Here is a 20,346-nt window from a genome sequence, read left to right on the forward strand (position 1 = left end):
CATAAGCATTAAGGGGGTTTTTCTCTCATTATTTCACAATGTGAATCGGGCTTCCGATTGCAACTTCAGCAGCTTCCATTGTGATTTCTCCCAATGTTGGATGCGCATGAATTGTCATCGCAATATCTTCAGCAGTCATGCCGGCTTCAATTGCAAGGCTAAGCTCTGAAATCATATCAGAAGCTGCAGCACCAGCAATTTGCGCTCCAATAACAAGACCGTCTTCTTTACGTGTAACTAGTTTTAAGAATCCGTCTGTCTGGTTAAGAGATAGTGCCCGTCCATTTGCAGCAAATGGGAACTTAGCAGCAACAACCTCAATTCCTTCTTCTTTAGCTTGTGCTTCTGTGTAGCCTACTGAAGCAAGTTCAGGCTCAGAGAATACAACAGCAGGAATTCCTAAGTAATCAATTTCAGCATGTTCGCCAGCGATTACCTCTGCAGCAATTTTGCCTTCATAAGAAGCTTTGTGTGCAAGAGGAGGACCTTCAACAATATCGCCGATTGCAAAGATGTTAGTCACGCTTGTGCGGCACTGCTTATCAATTTTAATCACGCCGCGGTCTGACATTTCAACGCCTACTTGCTCAAGGCCAAGTTCGTCTGTGTTAGCACGGCGACCAACTGTTACTAACAAGTAATCAGCTTCAACTGTCTGCTCTTCGCCTTTTACTTCAAATGTTACTTTTACGCCGTTTTCTGTTTCTTCAACAGATTTAGCTTTAGCTTTTGTATGGATTTCAACGTTGCCCTTTTTCTTAAGGTTGCGTTTTACTAGTGAGCTCATTTGCTTTTCAAAGCCCATTAAGATCTCATCCATTGCTTCAATGAATACGACTTCAGAACCGAAGTTTGCGTAAGCTGTTCCAAGCTCAGTGCCTATGTAGCCTGCACCAATAACAACAATTTTCTTAGGAATTTCATTTAAGTTTAGCGCGCCTGTTGAATCTAAAACGCGTTTAGAATATTTGAATCCTGGAATTTCAATCGGACGTGAACCTGTAGCGATGATTGCATTTTTGAATTTATAAGTTTGAGATGAATTATCATCCATTACTTTAATAGATTCGCTGTCTACAAAATAAGCTTCGCCGCGAACGATTTCAACTTTGTTGCCTTTAAGAAGTCCTTCAACACCGCCGACAAGCTTTTTCACTACGCCAGCTTTGAATTCTTGAACTTTCGTAAAATCAACTGTTACGTTTTCAGCTTTGATTCCCATATCTTCAGAATGCTTAGCATTCTCAAAACGGTGACCGGCAGCGATTAACGCTTTAGAAGGAATACATCCAACGTTTAAGCAAACGCCGCCAAGGTTTGCTTTTTCTACGATTGTTACTTTCTGTCCTAGCTGTGCAGCGCGGATGGCAGCTACATAGCCGCCAGGTCCCGCACCAATGACAAGAGTATCTGTTTCAATAGGGAAATCTCCTACTACCATCGATTACGCCTCCATTAAAATAAGTTGTGGGTCGTTCAATAAACGCTTAATGTGATTTAATGCATTTTGTGCTGTAGCACCATCGATCATGCGGTGGTCAAAGCTTAATGATAAAGCAAGCACTGGAGCAGCAACAATTTCACCGTCAACTACGATTGCTTTTTCAGCAATGCGGCCGATTCCAAGGATTGCAACCTCTGGGTGATTGATTACTGGAGTGAACCATTGTCCGCCAGCTGAGCCGATGTTTGTAATTGTACAAGAAGCGCCCTTCATTTCCGCAGCAGAAAGTTTACCGTCGCGTGCTTTAGTAGCTAAGCCGTTAATTTCATCAGAAATGTCAAAGATTGATTTGCGTTCTGCGTTTTTAACAACTGGAACCATAAGTCCTTTTTCTGTATCAGCAGCAATACCAATGTTGTAGTAATGCTTTTGAATCACTTCTTCTGTTTTGTCGTCGATAGAAGTGTTAAGAACCGGATATTTCTTAAGCGCTGATGTAAGAGCTTTCACTACGTACGGTAAATATGTTAACTTAATTCCCTGCTCGGCTGCAACACCTTTGAACTGTTTTCTGTGAGAAACTAGTTTCGTCACATCCACTTCATCCATCAATGTAACGTGTGGAGCTGTATGTTTTGAGTTAACCATTGCTTTAGCGATTGCTTTGCGCATTGGGCTCATTTTCTCGCGTGTTTCAGGGAAGTCGCCTTCTGGAACAGCTTGTTTTGCCGGTGCTTTTTGCTCTGCTTTTTCTTCTTTAGCTTCTGCTTTAGGAGCTTCAGTTTGCGTTATCAGCAGGTTTAGAGCCGCCTTCTAAGAATGCATCAATGTCTTCTTTGCCGATGCGTCCGTTTTTGCCTGATCCTGATACTTGGCGGATTTCAACGCCTTTTTCACGGGCATATTTACGTACAGAAGGCATTGCAATGATGCGGCGGTCTGGATCGACTTCAGCCTGATCCTGTGCACCTGCGCCTGTAGCTTCTTTTGTTTCTTGTTTAGGAGCTTCTTCTTTTTTCACATCTTGACCAGCTTCAGCTGTAGATTGAACTTGTGCTTCTGTTTTCTCTTCTTTAGCAGGCTCATCTCCATGGTCATCACCTTTAAACTTAAGGTTTTCATAACCAGGAGCATCAAATGTAATAAGAGTTTGTCCAACTGTCGCAACAGTTCCCTCTTCAACTTTAAGCTCAATAACTTTTCCTTTTACAGGAGAAGGAATTTCAACGACAGCTTTATCGTTCTGGATTTCAGCCAGTACGTCATCTTCGTTTACTTCATCGCCTGGCTTGATAAACCACTTTACAATTTCACCTTCGTGGATACCCTCACCGATATCCGGCATTTTAAATTCGAATGACACGGTATATTACCTCCTATTTTTCATATGGAAAAGAAACCAGTTTTCAGGTTTCAAAAGAATTACCATTTGATGTTTGTTCAAGTGCTTTCACGCAGCTGCGCCGCGCTGATCATGGAACATAAACACGCATTCTTCCGGGCCCTCTGATTTCTTTTCTCAGAATGTATAATTAGAAATTCATTACTTTTTTAGCTGTTTCAATCACATCTTTGAAGTTTGGCAGCCATACACCTTCAGCTTGAGAGAAAGCAAATACAGTGTCTGGAGCTGTCACGCGAAGTACAGGAGCTTCTAAGCTTAGGATCGCACGGTCATTGATTTCAGCAACAACGTTCGCTGCAATTCCTGCTTGCTTTTGAGCTTCTTGCACAACAATCGCACGGCCTGTTTTTTCTACAGATGCAATGATTGTGTCGATATCTAATGGGCTGATTGTGCGCAGGTCGATCACTTCAGCAGAAATTCCTTCTTTTTCAAGCTCTTCTGCTGCTTTTAATGACTCATGCACCATTGCGCCGTAAGTAATAATAGAAAGGTCAGAACCTTCTCTTTTCACTTCAGCTTTGCCGATTTCAATCGTATATTCTTCTTCAGGAACTTCCTGACGGAAAGAACGGTAAAGTTTCATATGCTCAAGGAAAACGACTGGATCGTTATCACGAATAGCAGAGATTAAAAGTCCTTTTGCGTCGTATGGAGTTGAAGGAATAATAACTTTGACACCAGGCTGCTGAGCCATAAGGCCTTCTAAGCTGTCAGCATGAAGTTCAGGTGTATGAACGCCTCCGCCGAATGGTGAACGGATAGTAACTGGAGAAGACCAGCGTCCGCCGGAACGGTAGCGCATACGAGCCATTTGGCCTGAAATAGAGTCCATTACTTCATAAACGAAACCGAAGAATTGAATTTCAGCTACAGGACGGAATCCTGTTAATCCAAGACCGATCGCAAGACCGCCGATTCCTGATTCAGCAAGAGGTGTATCAAATACACGGTCTTCGCCGAATTCTTTTTGTAATCCTTCAGTAGCACGGAATACGCCGCCATTTACACCAACATCTTCTCCAAACACTAAGACGTTAGAATCATTTTTTAATTCTGAGCGCAGCGCATCAGTGATTGCTTGAATCATTGTCATTTGAGCCATGGCTTACTTCGACTCCTTTGCTTTGTAGATTTCATATTGCTCTTTCAGATTGTATGGCATTTCTTCGTACATGTTATCCATTAGATCTGTTACTTTTTGTTTTGGATATTCATCCGCTTTTTTGATTGCTTCTTTAATATCTTCTTTTGCTTGTTCAATCGCTTTATTTTCTTCATCTTCGTTCCATAAGCCTTTGTTTTCTAAGAATTTACGGAAACGTACAAGAGGATCTTTCTCTTCCCACTCGTTATCAAGTTCTTTCGTACGATAGCGGGTTGGGTCGTCACCAGCCATCGTATGAGGGCCATAACGATAAGTAAGCGTTTCAATTAATGTAGGACCTTCACCATTAACAGCGCGTTCGCGTGCATCACGTACTGCAGCATATACAGCTAATGCATCCATTCCGTCAACCTGAATTCCTACGATACCTGCAGCTGCAGCTTTTTGAGCGATTGTTTGAGCAGCAGATTGCTTTTCAACAGGTGTTGAGATCGCAAATCTGTTGTTTTGCACAACAAAAATCGCCGGTGCTTTATAAGCGCCTGCAAAGTTGATACCTTCGTAGAAGTCACCTTGAGATGCTCCGCCGTCGCCAGTGTAAGTAATTGCAACTGATTTAAGGTCTTTCTTTTTCATTCCAAGAGCTACACCTGCAGTCTGGATGATTTGTGCACCTATGATAATCTGCGGTGAAATTGCATTTACATCTTCAGGGAACTGGTTTCCGTGGAAATGTCCGCGTGAGAATAAGAATGCTTGGTATAATGGAAGTCCGTGCCAGATGATTTGCGGAACGTCACGGTATCCTGGAAGAACGAAATCTTCTTTTTCAAGTGCAAAATGAGAAGCGATCTGAGATGCTTCCTGTCCTGCTGTTGGAGCATAAAATCCTAAACGTCCTTGACGGTTTAGTGAAATAGAACGCTGGTCCAAAATACGCGTATAAACCATACGGCGCATTAATTCTTTTAATTGATCATCTGATAAATCAGGCATTACAGCTTCGTTTACAACCTCGCCCTGTTCATTCAGAATTTGGAACGTTTCAAACTGCTTTGCAATTCCTTCGAATTGCTTTTTGCTGTCAACTACAGCATTTTTAGTCTTAGCAGCCATCTTTAGTCACCTATCCTTTCTCTTATAAAAAAATAGTTCTAGATTAGATAATTACTGACACATACAGCATTAGCCTACCCAAAATGAGTACGCCTGACACATTTTTTTAGGCTATCCTCTATATATCTTTATACCACCTGAGAGAATGCCGAAACGTTCTCTATGTATTGGACAGTACAAATATCTGTACTAATTTAAGTGATGAAAGAAATTAATACAATTCGTTTCAACATTTCCTAGTGTACACCATAAAAAATAAGTTCGTCAATTGATTTATATCGATATTCTTAAAAGATATCAAGTGTTTTCATTTTACTTTTATTTCCTATTTATCAATCTGTACTATAACTAATTGTTCATCTGTATTATAAAAATCGATACAGGTATCCTTATAAGCAAATGTCGAAAAATGCTGATGCGGCTGCCATTATACTCAGCGGTTTACTGCTCGAAAACAAAAAACCTGCAGAGAACGATCTCTCTGCAGGCCATACTCTATAAAACAAGCTTTTATGGTTATGATTTTGATGCATTTTCTTCCGGCTGTTCTACCTCAATCTCCGCTTCTTTATAAAAGTCCATTTTTGCCTGATTATACTGTTCTGTATACTCATTAAATTTTTTATTTTCGGCCAATACTTTTTCGTAAGTACTGTTAATTTCAGTAATTTTCGCTTCAAGCTCTTCAAGCTTCAAATCCTTTTTTTGAAACATTTGATACAACTCTTTATCAAGGTCAATCGCTTCTTTATATGAAGCATAAAGGGCATCGTAGGAATCATAGCGATTCTGCATCAGCCCCTGCAGCTTATCAGCCTTATCTTTCGCTCCGTCTTCTTTGAGCTCCTTTGAAAGATCTGCAATTTTTTTAAATTCTTCCTTGGAATCAAGAATGCTTTGCCTTTCATCCTCTAACCGCTTTTCTCTTTCTTCTACAACAGCTGACGCTTCCTTTGAAAGAGAAACAATCTTATCGTACTCTTTCATACCTAAAGAAATAATTTCTTCATAAAGTTCATTTTCCTCTTTTTCAAGCTCAATTAGAGGCTTTTGCTGCTGCTCAAATGTATCTTCAAGAGATACTACCTTCTCAAGAGCACTGTACATTTCTTCTTCTGGCGAAGAGCCTGAACAGCCAGATAATAATACCGATCCAATCAAGATTGCCGCTGCTGCTGAAATTGCTTTTGAAAATTTTGTCACCATGGGTCCCCCTAACCATTCAACACTTTAACTATAAGATGTTCTTCGGTTTTTTACAATATCTTCTTTAACAGAAAAGCGGAACCGCCTGGTCAGACTCGGGTAAGACAGATAAGAATTCACCCGAAAAGTCCGGGTTTGACTTTCCTGAGGGAATTAGGTGAAGCTGATCAGAATGAGGTGATTTAAAAGTTAATTGTATAATGTTTGATTTAACCTGTTAACCGCCTGAGTTCAGGCAAGATTGGATCAGTATGAAAGGCAGCGCCGAATTGCTCACTATCAATTCCCATTTTTTTTATTGGATCTGGGCTTTTGTCTATACACTTCCCATGCCGTGACATAGTTTATATTAGACACTCAGGCTAATGCACAGAACATGAGGGTCAATTAAAAGGAGGTTTTTTACATGCACGGATGTTATCCTGGGTACGGTTACGGCTACCCGGCTGCCGACGGACGCACTTTCGCTTTAATTGTAGTGTTGTTTATTCTATTAATTATCGTTGGTGCAGCTTTTGTAGGCCACTGCTAATGAATGATTGCGGCCGTGATGCCCACATTTTTTTTGTGGGCAAGCCGCAAAAATGATGCCGCTTATCCTGAATGGACAAGCAATACTTTTCGTTTGTCGTCAATTCCATTATACTTATATAGATGATTTAGCAAGAAATGGAGTGTGAGTCCCCATGATTACAATGGATGATATTATCAGGGAAGGCCATCCGGCACTTCGCAAAGTGGCAGAAGAAGTTGCCATGCCGCCTTCTGATGAAGACAAAAAAACATTGCAGGATTTGCTTGATTATGTTTCAAACAGTCAAAATCCTGAAATGATCGAAAAATATGGCTTAAGACCTGGTATAGGACTTGCTGCACCGCAAATAAACGTTTCAAAGCGGATGATTGCCATTCGGCTGACAGATGAAAAAGGAACACTGCACAGCTACGCTTTATTTAATCCGAAAATTATCAGCCATTCCGTTGAAAAAAGCTACTTAACAAGCGGTGAAGGCTGTCTGTCAGTTGATCGCCCTGTACCGGGATATGTGCCCCGCTATGCAAGAATTCGCGTCAAAGCGGTTTCACTTGAGGGAGAAGAACTCGACTTAAGACTCCGCGGCATGCTTTCTATTGTATTTCAGCATGAAATAGACCATCTAAATGGAGTCATGTTTTATGATCATATGAATGAAAAAGATCCTATGCAAGAACCCGAAGATGCCATTGCCATTGAACGCTAAAAGACCTGTCTGCTAAAGCAGACAGGTCTTTTTATAGTCATAAGAAAGATTCTTATTTTTATTGCGGACCAATAAACATATGCTTTTCTACAGCAGTCCCACTTTTTTCAGCCCATTAAGGATGCCGTCCTGGTTTACATCTGATGTCACTTCATCTGCAAGCTCCTTCAGCTCAGGCACTGCATTCCCCATCGCTACGCCTGTACCAGCATATTTAATCATTTCAAGATCATTCAATCCATCACCGAAAGCATAAACATCTTTTTTCTCAATCTCCAGACGTTCCATCAGCTTTTTAATGCCTTCAGCCTTAGAACCTCCAAAAGGAAGGATATCGGTAGCAAGCTCATGCCAGCGGATGATATGGAAGTCTTCATACTTTTTATAGTTTTCTTCTTCGCCCTCTTTACAAAAAAGCAGCGTCTGATAAATTTCGTGATGGCGGTAAAAGTCAGGATCCCGCTCCGGATGCATAAACTTCAGACTGCCCATACTCTCGTGTATATAGGGATGATCCGTTTCTGTTGACATCATAGTGTCATCACTCATGAAAACTAACGGGTGATTTGACGTGCGTGCAAATTCATATAATTCTTCAAGTCTTTCTGTATTAAGAGGATTTTTATAAATGACATTTCCTTCAAAAACTACAAACTGGCCATTAAAACTGACGAAGGAATCGATTCCAAGTTCTTTTCTAAGATCCTCAAACATGAAAGGCGCCCTGCCTGTTGCGATGGCAACATGATGACCCTCTTTTTTTAACTCTTCGATGGCCGCCCGTGTGGAGTCCGGTATTTCTTTATCGTGATTTAATAAAGTGCCGTCAATATCAAAAAATATTACTTTTCCATTCATAAAACGTCTCCTAACCTGTCCTGAATTAATCAACCATAACTAGACCCATAATAAAGGAAAAAATTTAGCTTCTCAACCGAAATCGTTTAATCTCTTCTTATTTAATCATTAAATACAAACATTTTCCACAAATACCCATGTTAACTTTGCTCTATATCACATATACTAAGTCTGGCAGATTCACGAAGGCTCGGCAGACACCCGAATTGGACAAGATAAGGAGTGAGACAGATATGTTGAAAAGATTGCGGCGCAGATTAAGATCTCAATGGAATAGTATTCTTGGCAGAAAAACAATGGCTTAACAAAAACCCTTTCTAGATGCAGAGGGTTTTTTTTCTAATTGAAATAGGCCTAGTGCTCATGAGGGTTGGCTTAGGGATGATTATCGCATATAATAGAACAAGTTAGTCTAACATACGGTAGTTAAGGAGAGATTTGGCAATGCTATACAAAGTTTATTATCAGGAGAAATTAAATCAGGTTCCTGTCCGCGAAAAAACTAAAACACTTTTTGTTGAAGCTAAAACAGAAGGTGACGCAAGAAATAAACTAAAAGACCGCTTTTATAACATTGAATTTATTCAATCAGTAGAAGGTGCTTTTCTTGAATATGAAAAACAAAACGAAAACTTTAAAGTATTGGAGATTTGATTTTTATGAAATTTGTTAAAAATGATCAAGTTGCGGTATTCGCACTTGGTGGACTCGGAGAAATCGGCAAGAACACGTACGGTGTCCAATTCCAGGATGAAATTATTATGATAGATGCCGGCATTAAATTCCCTGAAGAGGAATTGCTTGGAATTGACTACGTGATTCCGGATTACACGTATTTAGTCAAAAATGAAGATAAGATTAAAGGTCTTTTCATTACACATGGCCATGAAGACCATATCGGCGGGATTCCTTATCTATTGAAGCAAGTAAACGTGCCAATTTACGGAGGCAAGCTTGCACTCGGCTTAATCCGCAACAAACTTGAAGAGCATGGTTTATTGCGTCAGGCTAAATTATATGAAATTAAAGAAGATGACATCATTAAATTCAGAAAGACGTCTGTTACCTTCTTCAGAACAACACACAGCATCCCGGATTCATACGGAATCGTTGTAAAGACACCGCCTGGAAATATCGTACATACTGGAGATTTCAAGTTTGATTTTACACCGGTCGGCGAACCTGCAAACTTGACAAAAATGGCTGAAATCGGCAAAGAAGGCGTTTTATGTCTGCTTTCAGACAGCACTAACAGTGAAATTCCTCACTTTACGATGTCTGAGCGCCGTGTCGGCGAGAGCATTCAGGAGATCTTCCGCAAAGTTGATGGACGTGTCATCTTCGCAACTTTTGCATCAAACATTCACAGACTTCAGCAAGTCGTTGAAGCAGCTGTTCAGCATAATCGTAAAATTGCTGTATTTGGCCGCAGTATGGAATCAGCGATTGCAATCGGACAAGATCTTGGATACATTCAATGTCCAAAAGAAACATTTGTTGAACCACATGAAATTAACCGCCTGCCTGCTAATAAAGTGACTATTTTATGTACCGGAAGCCAGGGCGAACCTATGGCAGCACTATCCCGTATTGCAAATGGCACACACCGTCAAATTCAGATCATTCCTGGAGATACGGTTGTATTTTCTTCTTCGCCGATCCCTGGAAACACAATCAGCGTAAGCAGAACAATCAACCAGCTTTACCGTGCAGGCGCAGAAGTCATTCATGGTTCTTTAAGCGATGTTCATACGTCTGGCCACGGCGGCCAGGAAGAGCAAAAGCTGATGCTTCGTCTAATGAAGCCTGAATACTTCATGCCAATTCATGGTGAGTACCGCATGCAGATTATGCATTCAAGACTTGCCAAGGACTGTGGTGTTGCTGAAGAAAACTGCTTTATCATGGATAATGGAGAAGTTCTTGCCCTCAGTGACCGCGAAGTATCTGTAGCAGGTAAAATTCCTTCTGGCTCTGTCTATATTGACGGGAGCGGAATTGGCGATATCGGAAATATCGTACTTCGTGACCGCCGCATTCTTTCGGAAGAAGGATTAGTTATTGTCGTTGTCAGCATTAATATGAAGGAATTTAAAATTTCTGCCGGTCCTGACATCATCTCACGCGGATTCGTCTACATGAGAGAATCAGGTGATCTTATTAATGATGCTCAAGTGCTGATTACTAAGCATTTAAATAAAGTGATGGAACGCCGCACAAGCCAGTGGTCTGAAATTAAAAATGAAATTACAGATACACTTGCACCATTCCTATACGAAAAAACAAAACGCCGCCCGATGATTTTACCTATCATCATGGAGGTTTAATCAGCAGAGCTGCCGGAAATCCGGCAGTTTTTTTGTATTAGAAGATCTGTCTTCAAGTATTCTCCATCATATTGAAGAATCAGAAAATATGCTGTATAATAAACTGCACTGACCGTTCAGTCAAATTTTAAGCCGAAAGAAAGGTAGTGCCTAACATGAAAAAGCCGTCCTCTCTTGAAAAATTCGTACAGCGTCTAAAGGATAAAGGAGTTAAAGCAGATCTGATCAGCCCTGCCACAAAAAAAGTAGTGACTCTCCTTCAATTAGACGGTAAGCAATTGAAGCAATTTCCATTAGAACAATAATATTTACTCGCACGAAGCTCCCTTACGATCATACATAAATTTAAACAACCGGCCTCACTGCGAGACCGGTTGTTCGTGGTTAATACTCTAAATGTATAAAAGAATTGACATCAAAGATTCCTTGACATGTTATTTTCAATTCCGGAATGACAGGAAGTCCAAGAAAAGATAACGTTAAGAATGGATTAAAGGTGCCAGGCAGTCCTATCATTTCTAATGCTTCATGTATCGATTTTAGGCCGTGCAGCACTTCTTCATACGGCTGATCAGATATTAAACCCGAGATTGAGAGCGGAAGCTGTGCGAGAATGTTTCCATCCTGTACAACAACTAAACCTCCTGCATTGGTTTTCAGCACTTTGACAGCAAGCTGCAAGTCTGAATCATTCGTACCGGCAGCAATGAGGTTATGTGAATCGTGCGAAATCGAAGTTGCGATTGCCCCTCTTTTCAGCTGAAAGCCTTTTACAATTCCTTTTCCGACTAATCCCGTATTCTTATGACGCTCAGCCAGGATTAGCTTTAAATGATCAAGCTCAGTGGAAGGATGGAAAATACCATCGCTGACACTTGTTTGTTCGAATATTTTTCTTGTAACAAGCTGATTTGGAATGATTTCAATAATCGGTACCGGCTGATCTTTCGTTACGGATAGTTCAAGATCTGAAAGCTGCAAATCATGCAGATGAACTGTATTTAATAATGCAGAAGGTGTTTTCACTGTTCTCAGATCATCCGTTTTTACAACACCCTCATGTGCTGCTAATTTCCCAGCTTTATAAACTTGCTCAATCTGAAAATCGCTGAGACTGTTTAGAATCAGCAGGTCGGCTTCATACCCAGGCGCCACAGCCCCTTTATTCTTAAGTTCATAGCATTCTGCTGCATTTAATGTAGCCATTTGTATAGCTATAATAGGATCAACCCCATGCTGCACAGCAAGTCTAATATTATGATCGATGCTGCCTTCTGCTGCTAAATCATCCAAATGCTTATCATCCGTGCAGAATAAAAAGCGTCTGGAATTACGTTCATTGACAGCTCCTATTACATTCGGAAGATCTTTTGCCACGGAGCCCTGTCTGATTAACACATACATGCCCCGCTGCACTCTCTCCTTCGCCTCTGCCGCATTCGTCACCTCATGATCTGTCATAATCCCCGCAGAGCGATAGACATTGATCATATCTGCAGGAAGGCCTGCCATATGGCCATCAATCAGGCGCGAGTGCCGCGAAGTCATTTCAAGTTTATTCAGCATGCTGTCAGAAGCTGTTTGAACAGCAACATAATCCATGACTTCTGCAAGCCCAATGACTCGTTCATGGTCGAAAAGGGGTTCTAAGTCACAAGCTTCCAGCCTTGCTCCTGCATGTTCAAAGCTTGTTGCAGGCACACTGGACGGCAGCATGACAAATACATCAAGCAAAATGCCTTCTGAACTGTCCAGCATATATTGAATCCCTTTTACCCCGGAAACATTCGCAATTTCATGAGGATCTGCAATGACCGTTGTTACACCATGAGGAAGCACCACTTTGGCAAATTCATGCGGCGGAACCATTGACGATTCAATATGAACATGACCATCAATTAATCCGGGACAAAGATACTTCCCGCTTACATCAATTTCCTCCTTGCCTTCATAATCGCCTATACCTACAATTCTTCCATTTGTGACGGCTACGTCGCCGCTTATAATCTCCGAATTAAACACATCGACAATCTGAGCATTTTTAAAAACGATATCGGCTTTTTTTCTTTTTGTACTTGCTTCTATTGATTGAATGAATTCTTCTTTTTTCATAAAAAAACCCCTCGCTGTTATGGAGGAGTGAGATAAATAAAGGCAATAGAATAATGCCTTTTTTATTCATTCCCCGCAGTCAAACTTTTTACGGCAGTTCGGTAGAAACTTTTGGACCATATCTCCAATATTATACGAGTTCATGAATATAAGTATTTAGTAACATATAGTAATGGTAAATTGACCGGCAGTCAACGGTTTTTGTTTTCGTTTAATAATTATTTATTCTGTGGTATGATACACATAAAGTTGAATAACATAAAAATGACCGCAAGTGCAGCAACACTTACGGCCATGCATACATTCGGTCCCACGCTCGGGGTCGGCCATTTTTATCAATCAATTAAAAAATAGACCTCACCCGCAATCGACAAAGCTGGGAGGTCTATTTTTTCTGGTCAAACGACAGAACTGCAATGATAAGCGTAGCAAATGAAATAGCAAATGTTAAGCTCTCATATACTGTCACCCGGGCATCACCCCCTTTCCTTGCTTCACAAAGAAAAGAGACAGGGGCTAGCCGACCACCCATATGTTCACGAATGTATACATCTTCCATTATACCACAATTCATAAAGAACAAACGTTCTACTGCAAAAAATAAAAAAAGACACCTTCAAGTGTCTTTTCCCGATTAAGCTTCTAAAACCCTTTTTTCAAATCTGTCGATATCTGTATCTGCACCAATAACAATTAAAATATCATCTTTTTGAATCACTTCATCTGCCTGTGGAGTAACAAATATTTCTTTGCCTCTTTTTATGGCAACTATGTTAATTCCGTATTTAGCGCGAATATCAAGATCGATTAATGTATTTCCTGACAGTTTATTATTTACGACAATCTCTACAATACTGTGTTCGTCGGAAAGTTCAAGGTAATCAAGAACGTTATTGGAGATCAGATTATGAGCAATTCTTCTGCCCATATCTCTCTCTGGATGAACGATTTGATCAGCTCCAATTTTCCTTAAAATTTTCTCATGATAATCGTTTTGCGCTTTTACAGTAATAAATTTAACGCCTAGCTCTTTCAGCATCAGTGTTGTTAAAATACTTGACTGAATATTATCGCCAATTGCCACGATGACGTGATCGAAGTTGCGGATGCCCAGGCTTTTTAAAACAGCTTCGTCAGTTGAATCTCCGACAACAGCATGGGAAGCAATATTGGCATACTCATTCACTTTATCTTCATCCATATCGATGGCCATTACTTCCATGCCCTCTTCGCTCAGCTCACGGCAAATACTGCCTCCAAAACGCCCAAGTCCAATAACTGCAAAATCCTTTTTCATATGTACGTTCCTCCAGCCATCATACTATAAACAAATTTTAACATAACTTTATCCCTTATTAAAACAAATTGAAGCTTTACTTTCTGCCCTTTACATATTCTGCATCAAATAAAAACAGGCGCAAAAGCAATATCAATGAGGGAATCAAAAGCAGCAGCCCTGCTATAAAAACAATGACAAGTGTGATCCCCATCGTTTCATTGGTATATCCCGAATAAATAGTAACAAACGGATCAAGAATGTAAGGCAAATGTGATGCCCCGTAGCCAAAGAAGGCAAAGAAAAATTGCAGCATCACCATAATAAAGGCCGTTCCAAGATTCTTTCTTTTATAGATTAACCAAACGGATATCATAAAAAACAAGAGTGAGGATCCGAACATCCACCAAAGATCCAGCGCTTGATTAAAATGCCTGGGATTATGCTGCTGCAGGGAAAGAAAGACAAGAAAGCTTGCAAGGATTGTAGGCGGCGCCCAAAAAAGCGCAAACTTTCTAAGCAGCGATAAAGCTTTGCTGTCTGACGCACGATCTGCATAGTAGGTTAAAAAAGAAGCACTGATAAACAAAACGGATACAATGGCAAGGAATACCACACTCCACGAATAGAAGCTTGTAAATAACTCATTAGCAAGAAATACGACAGTGCCATTTCGTTCTTCCAAAAAGCCCCCTTCTGATATTGAAAGAGCCGTAGACAGGGATGCAGGAATTAAAAGTCCTGTGGCTCCATATAAAAACGTATAAAAAAGACTGTCCTTAGCCCCGTAATTCCCAAATGCGTAAAAGGAACCGCGGATCGCGATTAAAACCAGCGCTATGCTGCCTGGAACCAGCAGTGCTGTGCCATAATAATACGCTGTTTGCGGAAAAAAACCGACGATCCCCACAAAAAAGAAGACGAAGAAGACATTTGTCACTTCCCACACCGGCGACAAATAGCGGCTGATTAAGTTATTTACGATATCATCCCGCTTTGTCAGCTGGGCGTAAAAAGCAAAGAAACCAGCTCCAAAGTCTATTGAAGCAACAATTAAATAGCCGTAAAGAAAAACCCACAGAACCGTCATGCCAACGATTGGAATATCCATTTAGACTTCTCCCTCCTATTTAAAACGGTACTCAAGCTCAGCTTCTGCCGGATTTTCTTTAAACATGCGTTTTAACACAATGATGCACAGTGTTCCAAGCAAGGTGTACAGCCCAAAAAACAGAACAAACATTAACCCTACATGATCAGATGTCGTTGCTCCTTCAGCAACCTTCATAAAACCTCTGAGAATCCATGGCTGACGTCCAACCTCGGCAAAAATCCAGCCTGCTTCGATTGCAATCATGGAAAGAGGTCCGGCAGCTACAATCGGCCATAAAAGCAGCGATTGGAAACCATTCAGCCTTTTTATTTTTCCAAATAGAATAAACAGCATAGACAATCCCAGACCGAACATCCCAATCGTGACCATTACGTCAAACATATAGTGAATCCAGAGAGGGGGTCTTAAGTCTTCTTCTATTTCATTTAACCCTGTTACTTCTGCATTAAAATCACTGAATGATAAGAAACTGAGCATTTTTGGAACCCTGATCTCATTGATGATTTCACCCTTTTCATTCAGTGTTCCGTATAAAATTAAATCAGCTCCGGCTTCTGTTTCAAAATGCCACTCCCCTGCTGCAAGCTTTTCAGGCTGATGCTCGGCCAAAAATTTTGCAGAGAGATCACCAGCGAGGGCCGTACCAAGCGAAAAGACAAGAGCCGAGACCATTGTCACCTGCAAGGCTTTACGGTGATAGTCTGTTCTTCTTCCTTTAAGGATCATAAAAGCAGTTATAGCAGCGAGCACAAAGGCTGAAGTCATATAGGAAGACATCAGCACATGAAAGACTTTTGAAGGTGCTGCAGGATTAAACATTGCAGCAATCGGATCGATGCCTGTAATCGTTCTGCCATTCAGCGTAAAGCCCTGAGGAGTATTCATGAAAGCATTAACTGTGGTGATAAACACGGCAGACATCGACGATCCTATAATAATCGGAATGGAAATAAGCCAGTGGTAAATTGGTTTTTTAAACCTGTCCCATGTGTAAAGATAGATGCCCAAAAAGATGGCCTCAAAGAAAAAAGCGAATGTTTCCATAAAAAGCGGCAAGGCAATAACCTGACCGGCAATTTCCATGAAACTCGGCCATAATAAAGATAACTGCAATCCAATACATGTTCCAGTAACGACGCCTACTGCCACTGTAACAACAAAGCCCCTCGTCCAGCGTCTTGCCAGCAGGATATAGTGCGGATCGTTTTTCCTGATTCCCATCCATTCTGCAATAGATATTAAAACAGGAACTCCGACTCCAATTGTTGCAAAAATAATGTGGAAGGCTAGTGTCAATGTCGTAAGCATCCGGCTAAGTATGACGCTATCAAGTTCAGCCAAAGGGCCACATCTCCTTTTAATGTTCTAATGATCTTATATCACAGATTCCCAAAAGCAAAACATAAAAGATTGTGATGTGCTGAACATGTTTTGCAATCATGATCAGCAAAGAAGATATCTCCTATGCCTATCATGATTTATATTCAGGAAGAGCCGCCATATATGCCCGGATTTTTTCAACATACTCCTCTCCAAGTCTGCCTTTTGCACCTCTTAATATTTCTGTTGAGTAATGTCCAGGCGGGCGGAACTCCTCTTTTTTCTGAATCACTGTAAAGGTAAGGCACTGCTCATAGACCACTCCTCCCGTTTCCACCCTGATGAAGGCTGGACGGTACAATTTAGAGTCAACACCTTCACGCATGTAAAGATAGTCCACTGCTTCCTCAGGTACACGGTATAAAATGCCCTCAGCCCCTCCGCCATCTTCAACGATGTCAGCGCGGCCCCCATCTTCCATCGTAACTGTGAATTTAACAGAATACTTTTCTGCTTTTCCGCCGCCGACTACATCAGCAAAATGATGATCAACAGCCGCTTTTTGAAATCGTTCAGTATCCATGCACGAGCCATAAGCAAAATAAAACGTTTCAGCTGGCGGATTCAAGATAAACTGATATTCTTTCCAGTCGCCGCTCTTTATTTTTTTCATTGTATCAGCCTGTTCCGGCTTTATTACATAACAAAAAGCATCATATTCCATTGTATCTGTATAGACACGAATTGGCACAAATTCAAACAGGTTGTCATCTGCTTCAGGTCCATTGTGCCCTTCTAGTTCATGAACTTCAGGAAGCAGTTCCTCATCAATTTCATAGAGTTCTCCGTAAACGGTTTCCTGTTCCACAGTCATCGCAGGATAGCCGTCATTCGAATCATACAGCGATCCATTTGTCCGCGCCTGTTCGGCAATACACGTTCCATTCTTTAAAAAATGATGATTTTTCTCCATATAGCGCAGTGTTCCATAAACAAATAAATGACAGTTCATCTTACCATTCTCCTCTTAAACTGGTTCTAATATCGTATGGCGATTCACAACTGGCAGTACAACCTCAAAGGTAGTCCCCTTATTTAAGCTGCTGTTTACATTGATATGGCCATAGTGATCTTTTATGATCCTTAAGCAAACGGTCAGACCAAGACCAGTCCCTTTTTCTTTTGTAGAAAAGAAGGGTTCGCCAAGTTTTGAGATTTTTTCTTTTGGTATCCCCATGCCATCATCTTCAATTGCTATGATCACGTATTCGCCTTTCAGTCTGCAGCTCATGTGGATATTTCCTCCATCAGGCAGTGCTTCAATCGCGTTTTTAATAAGATTGATAAATACCTGTTTTAATTGATTTTCATCACATTCAACTATAATTTCTGTTGAGGGCAAACTTTTTTCAATCTGGATATTATGTAAAATGGCATTGGATTCAATCAGTACAGCCACTTGGTCCAAAATGGAAATCATATTCTTTTCCCTGAAATGAATCGCCTGCGGTTTGGCCAAGACAAGCATTTCACTAAGAACCAGCTCAATTCTCTTTATTTCTCCAAAGATAATATCAAAATATGAATCTTTGTCAGGAAATTCGTTTTTGATCAGCTGAAGAAAACCGCTGATGGATGTAAGCGGATTTCTTACCTCATGTGCAATGCCCGCTGCAAGCTGCCCGGCAATGGACAGTTTTTGGGATTTCAGGGCAAGGTGCTCATTCATCTCTCTCCATTCCCGCTCTTCCAGTTTTCTGTCAGTAATATCATGAATTGTCCCGACTGTTCCGATCAAATAGCCTTCATTATCATAATACATTTTGAAATGAACATAAGCATAAAATTCTCCGCCGCTTTTCTTGCGATAGGATGTTTCCAGTTTTCCCTCGACTCGTTTCGCAGCCGTATATTCAACAAGCTTGCTTTTCACCCGCTTTTTATCTTCAAATGTAATGTAATGATAAAAACTTGAATAAAGACTTTCTGTTCTTTCATACCCTGTTACGTCCGTCCATGCAGGATTTAAGTAAATAAAATTCCCTTCACCATCTGTTTGAAACACGACTTCCTGAATATTTTCAAGGACCATCTTCGTCTCAACAAGCAGGTTTTTATAGCGGCGCTGACTTTCGCTCAGCTGATGAATCAACAGCTTGGACCGGTCAAAATAAGTGCCTAATTTCCAGACAACAGCCAAGATTAATATGCAGAATAAACTGCGGAGCACCAATGGGACGGACTGACTCCCCAAATAATAGTCTAAGATATTCCATAAAATCAGAATACATACTGCTATTAAAGTAATCATAATTCTGCCCGTATATTTGTTCATCGCAGCACCTTTTCGCCTCTGTTTTTTTATAGTATACCATTTTCTGATTTATCAGCATATTCAACCGTCTTATCTCTTACTATCAATCATGGAGACTATGATTTGTAAGAACCGCCTTTTTTAGCATTTGCTGCATATATCCGATTCCTGTACAGCCCTGCAGAGGATAAATGTATTCCCCTTCAACCGCCGTTTCTATAATGGGTCTGAATTTCTTTCCTCCAAGCACAACAAACTTATTAAATTGATGCAGGTTCTTTTCATCAGCCTGCATGTTCAGCTCTTCAAGTTTTATCACTTCTTCTGTTTTCATGCTAAACGAGACATTGTAATTGCCCGGAACAAGATCCTGAGGGAATAAGAAGCCATGTTTTGCAGAAAGAATGACCCAATCATCGAAGAACATTTCGGCATACTGCCGGCAGAGCAAATGAAAGGTTCCCGTATAGGCATTTTGGGCTTCAACTTGTCCAAGATGAGGCTCCTTATCCCAAATTTTTTTATTTCCGCATGGTATAACACATAACTGCTTCAATTTCGTTTCTCCTTTTTGTTTCAGAGGGTTACCTGATAACCGTCATTAATAGGTTTATAGATCAGTTAGTAGAAAGATATACTTCTTTTTATCAGAAGATCCTGATTTCTTTCCACTGATTATATATGAAAGATTCCTGCTTCACTATACATGCATTGAATATGATTTCTCCAGTAATTCATTTTGAATGAAAAAGAACAGGGTTTCAGGTTTCCCCATTCTGCTTTCAGCCAAAGAAACAGGACATCCCTGCTCCTTTAGGCTGTACATCACTTTCTTTACCCTTACAGCCAGGGATAATCGGTTCCGAATGCGGCTGCCATTGATTCGGTGTCTTCTTTTCGTTTTTTCCGGATTGCTGCACGCTTAAGTGCAGAGTCGTTCAGCATCTTTTCTGTTTCTGACTCAGGAATAACCTTTGGTACGGGAGTAGGTTTACTGTGTTCATCAACGGCGACCATTGTAAGAAAGGAAAGAGCACAAACATTTCGATTTCCGTTCAGGAGGTCTTCTGCAATGACCTTTACAAAAACCTCCATTGATGTTCTTCCCGTATATGTCACAAACGCTTCAAGACAAACAGAGTTTCCTTCATATATTGGATGCAGAAAATCAACAGAATCAGTCGAAGCAGTGACAACATGCGCCCGGGCATGTCTGATTGCAGAAATGGCTGCTACGTCATCGATATAAGCCATAAGCTTCCCCCCGAACAATGTTCCATAATTGTTTGTATCAGAGGGGAGCACGATACTTGTTTTTACTACAAAAGAATGTCTACAGAATTTCACTTCCACTTTAGATGCACTTCCTTTTTCAATACTCTTTTTCTTATTCCCTGAAGCTCCCATAAAATACATCCTAAAAAAAACGGCCCGCTACCCCCATAAATCGACACTGTTCGCAGAATGAATATTAAAGACTCGAAATCTATGAGGATTGGGTGAAG

18 protein-coding genes, 1 pseudogene and 1 riboswitch are annotated in these 20,346 nt (G+C 40.7%); of the genes and pseudogenes, 5 read left to right on the top strand and 14 right to left on the bottom strand.

The window, feature by feature from the left end; translation table 11 throughout:
• Positions 1 to 28 precede the first annotated feature (28 nt).
• The 5 genes and pseudogenes from lpdA to QFZ72_RS19065 all read right to left on the bottom strand — a co-directional run bounded on the left by lpdA (position 29) and on the right by QFZ72_RS19065 (position 6,276).
• Complete coding sequence (lpdA, locus tag QFZ72_RS19045; RefSeq protein WP_307436411.1) at positions 29 to 1,441, bottom strand: dihydrolipoyl dehydrogenase; 1,413 nt, start codon at positions 1,439 to 1,441, stop codon at positions 29 to 31.
• Between the two features lie 3 nt (positions 1,442 to 1,444).
• A pseudogene (locus QFZ72_RS19050) lies at positions 1,445 to 2,807 on the bottom strand (dihydrolipoamide acetyltransferase family protein).
• 169 nt (positions 2,808 to 2,976) lie between these two features.
• Positions 2,977 to 3,954 carry an alpha-ketoacid dehydrogenase subunit beta gene (locus QFZ72_RS19055; RefSeq protein WP_307436414.1) on the bottom strand — a complete coding sequence of 326 codons (978 nt, stop codon included), beginning with the start codon at positions 3,952 to 3,954 and terminating at the stop codon, positions 2,977 to 2,979.
• A gap of 3 nt (positions 3,955 to 3,957) precedes the next feature.
• Positions 3,958 to 5,073 (bottom strand): pyruvate dehydrogenase (acetyl-transferring) E1 component subunit alpha, encoded by a 1,116-nt coding sequence (gene pdhA / locus QFZ72_RS19060; RefSeq protein ID WP_307436417.1) that lies wholly within the window; start codon positions 5,071 to 5,073, stop codon positions 3,958 to 3,960.
• Between the two features lie 516 nt (positions 5,074 to 5,589).
• Complete coding sequence (locus tag QFZ72_RS19065; protein WP_307436420.1) at positions 5,590 to 6,276, bottom strand: YkyA family protein; 687 nt, start codon at positions 6,274 to 6,276, stop codon at positions 5,590 to 5,592.
• Positions 6,277 to 6,685: 409 nt separating this feature from the next.
• Here QFZ72_RS19065 and QFZ72_RS19070 point away from each other — a divergent pair, with 409 nt between their 5' ends.
• Together QFZ72_RS19070 and def are read left to right on the top strand one after the other, a co-directional pair.
• Positions 6,686 to 6,811: a YjcZ family sporulation protein gene (locus QFZ72_RS19070; RefSeq protein WP_307436422.1), complete on the top strand. Its 126-nt coding sequence runs from the start codon at positions 6,686 to 6,688 to the stop codon at positions 6,809 to 6,811.
• Between the two features lie 154 nt (positions 6,812 to 6,965).
• On the top strand, positions 6,966 to 7,520 hold the full coding sequence (gene def / locus QFZ72_RS19075; RefSeq protein ID WP_307436425.1) for a peptide deformylase: 555 nt from the start codon (positions 6,966 to 6,968) through the stop codon (positions 7,518 to 7,520).
• A gap of 87 nt (positions 7,521 to 7,607) precedes the next feature.
• On the opposite strand, the gene QFZ72_RS19080 is transcribed toward def, so the two are convergent.
• Positions 7,608 to 8,378, bottom strand: coding sequence for a Cof-type HAD-IIB family hydrolase (locus QFZ72_RS19080; RefSeq protein WP_307436428.1), 771 nt, complete (start codon positions 8,376 to 8,378; stop codon positions 7,608 to 7,610).
• Between the two features lie 444 nt (positions 8,379 to 8,822).
• Between QFZ72_RS19080 and QFZ72_RS19085 the strand changes: the two genes are divergently transcribed.
• The 3 genes from QFZ72_RS19085 to QFZ72_RS19095 all read left to right on the top strand — a co-directional run bounded on the left by QFZ72_RS19085 (position 8,823) and on the right by QFZ72_RS19095 (position 11,010).
• On the top strand, positions 8,823 to 9,032 hold the full coding sequence (locus QFZ72_RS19085; protein WP_070878987.1) for a DNA-dependent RNA polymerase subunit epsilon: 210 nt from the start codon (positions 8,823 to 8,825) through the stop codon (positions 9,030 to 9,032).
• 5 nt (positions 9,033 to 9,037) lie between these two features.
• A complete protein-coding gene (gene rnjA / locus QFZ72_RS19090; protein WP_223441882.1) occupies positions 9,038 to 10,705 on the top strand; it encodes a ribonuclease J1 in 1,668 nt (555 codons plus the stop codon).
• Between the two features lie 155 nt (positions 10,706 to 10,860).
• Entirely contained in the window at positions 10,861 to 11,010 is a 150-nt protein-coding gene (locus QFZ72_RS19095) for a hypothetical protein (RefSeq protein WP_307436433.1), read from the top strand.
• A gap of 79 nt (positions 11,011 to 11,089) precedes the next feature.
• On the opposite strand, the gene ade is transcribed toward QFZ72_RS19095, so the two are convergent.
• The 8 genes from ade to QFZ72_RS19135 all read right to left on the bottom strand — a co-directional run bounded on the left by ade (position 11,090) and on the right by QFZ72_RS19135 (position 20,248).
• Positions 11,090 to 12,817 (bottom strand): adenine deaminase, encoded by a 1,728-nt coding sequence (gene ade, locus QFZ72_RS19100; protein ID WP_307436436.1) that lies wholly within the window; start codon positions 12,815 to 12,817, stop codon positions 11,090 to 11,092.
• Positions 12,818 to 12,873: 56 nt separating this feature from the next.
• Positions 12,874 to 12,975, bottom strand: a riboswitch (purine riboswitch).
• A gap of 476 nt (positions 12,976 to 13,451) precedes the next feature.
• A complete protein-coding gene (locus QFZ72_RS19105; RefSeq protein ID WP_223441875.1) occupies positions 13,452 to 14,114 on the bottom strand; it encodes a potassium channel family protein in 663 nt (220 codons plus the stop codon).
• A gap of 76 nt (positions 14,115 to 14,190) precedes the next feature.
• Positions 14,191 to 15,204 (bottom strand): cytochrome d ubiquinol oxidase subunit II, encoded by a 1,014-nt coding sequence (locus QFZ72_RS19110; RefSeq protein ID WP_307436441.1) that lies wholly within the window; start codon positions 15,202 to 15,204, stop codon positions 14,191 to 14,193.
• Between the two features lie 15 nt (positions 15,205 to 15,219).
• Positions 15,220 to 16,548 carry a cytochrome ubiquinol oxidase subunit I gene (locus QFZ72_RS19115; RefSeq protein WP_307436444.1) on the bottom strand — a complete coding sequence of 443 codons (1,329 nt, stop codon included), beginning with the start codon at positions 16,546 to 16,548 and terminating at the stop codon, positions 15,220 to 15,222.
• A 130-nt stretch (positions 16,549 to 16,678) separates the two neighbouring features.
• Positions 16,679 to 17,539, bottom strand: a complete 861-nt coding sequence (locus tag QFZ72_RS19120; protein WP_307436447.1) for a gamma-glutamylcyclotransferase family protein — start codon at positions 17,537 to 17,539, stop codon at positions 16,679 to 16,681.
• A 15-nt stretch (positions 17,540 to 17,554) separates the two neighbouring features.
• Entirely contained in the window at positions 17,555 to 18,862 is a 1,308-nt protein-coding gene (locus QFZ72_RS19125) for an ATP-binding protein (protein WP_307436450.1), read from the bottom strand.
• An 82-nt stretch (positions 18,863 to 18,944) separates the two neighbouring features.
• The gene (locus tag QFZ72_RS19130; protein WP_307436453.1) at positions 18,945 to 19,397 is read right to left on the bottom strand and encodes a DUF6884 domain-containing protein; all 453 of its coding nucleotides are present in this window, start codon (positions 19,395 to 19,397) and stop codon (positions 18,945 to 18,947) included.
• 284 nt (positions 19,398 to 19,681) lie between these two features.
• Positions 19,682 to 20,248 carry an acyl-CoA thioesterase gene (locus tag QFZ72_RS19135; protein WP_307436456.1) on the bottom strand — a complete coding sequence of 189 codons (567 nt, stop codon included), beginning with the start codon at positions 20,246 to 20,248 and terminating at the stop codon, positions 19,682 to 19,684.
• Positions 20,249 to 20,346 lie beyond the last annotated feature (98 nt).

This window comes from Bacillus sp. V2I10 (genome assembly GCF_030817055.1).
In the GTDB taxonomy this organism is placed as follows: Bacteria; Bacillota; Bacilli; order Bacillales; family Bacillaceae; genus Bacillus_P.

Excerpts from the sequence above, each read along its gene's own strand:
- def (WP_307436425.1), top strand. The coding sequence starts at position 6,966 with ATGATTACAATGGATGATATTATCAGGGAAGGCCATCCGGCACTTCGC.
- QFZ72_RS19110 (WP_307436441.1), bottom strand. The coding sequence starts at position 15,204 with ATGGATATTCCAATCGTTGGCATGACGGTTCTGTGGGTTTTTCTTTAC.
- QFZ72_RS19125 (WP_307436450.1), bottom strand. The coding sequence starts at position 18,862 with ATGAACAAATATACGGGCAGAATTATGATTACTTTAATAGCAGTATGT.
- rnjA (WP_223441882.1), top strand. The coding sequence starts at position 9,038 with ATGAAATTTGTTAAAAATGATCAAGTTGCGGTATTCGCACTTGGTGGA.
- ade (WP_307436436.1), bottom strand. The coding sequence starts at position 12,817 with ATGAAAAAAGAAGAATTCATTCAATCAATAGAAGCAAGTACAAAAAGA.
- QFZ72_RS19085 (WP_070878987.1), top strand. The coding sequence starts at position 8,823 with ATGCTATACAAAGTTTATTATCAGGAGAAATTAAATCAGGTTCCTGTC.
- QFZ72_RS19055 (WP_307436414.1), bottom strand. The coding sequence starts at position 3,954 with ATGGCTCAAATGACAATGATTCAAGCAATCACTGATGCGCTGCGCTCA.
- QFZ72_RS19095 (WP_307436433.1), top strand. The coding sequence starts at position 10,861 with ATGAAAAAGCCGTCCTCTCTTGAAAAATTCGTACAGCGTCTAAAGGAT.
- QFZ72_RS19080 (WP_307436428.1), bottom strand. The coding sequence starts at position 8,378 with ATGAATGGAAAAGTAATATTTTTTGATATTGACGGCACTTTATTAAAT.
- QFZ72_RS19135 (WP_307436456.1), bottom strand. The coding sequence starts at position 20,248 with ATGGGAGCTTCAGGGAATAAGAAAAAGAGTATTGAAAAAGGAAGTGCA.
- QFZ72_RS19105 (WP_223441875.1), bottom strand. The coding sequence starts at position 14,114 with ATGAAAAAGGATTTTGCAGTTATTGGACTTGGGCGTTTTGGAGGCAGT.
- pdhA (WP_307436417.1), bottom strand. The coding sequence starts at position 5,073 with ATGGCTGCTAAGACTAAAAATGCTGTAGTTGACAGCAAAAAGCAATTC.
- QFZ72_RS19070 (WP_307436422.1), top strand. The coding sequence starts at position 6,686 with ATGCACGGATGTTATCCTGGGTACGGTTACGGCTACCCGGCTGCCGAC.
- lpdA (WP_307436411.1), bottom strand. The coding sequence starts at position 1,441 with ATGGTAGTAGGAGATTTCCCTATTGAAACAGATACTCTTGTCATTGGT.
- QFZ72_RS19120 (WP_307436447.1), bottom strand. The coding sequence starts at position 17,539 with ATGAACTGTCATTTATTTGTTTATGGAACACTGCGCTATATGGAGAAA.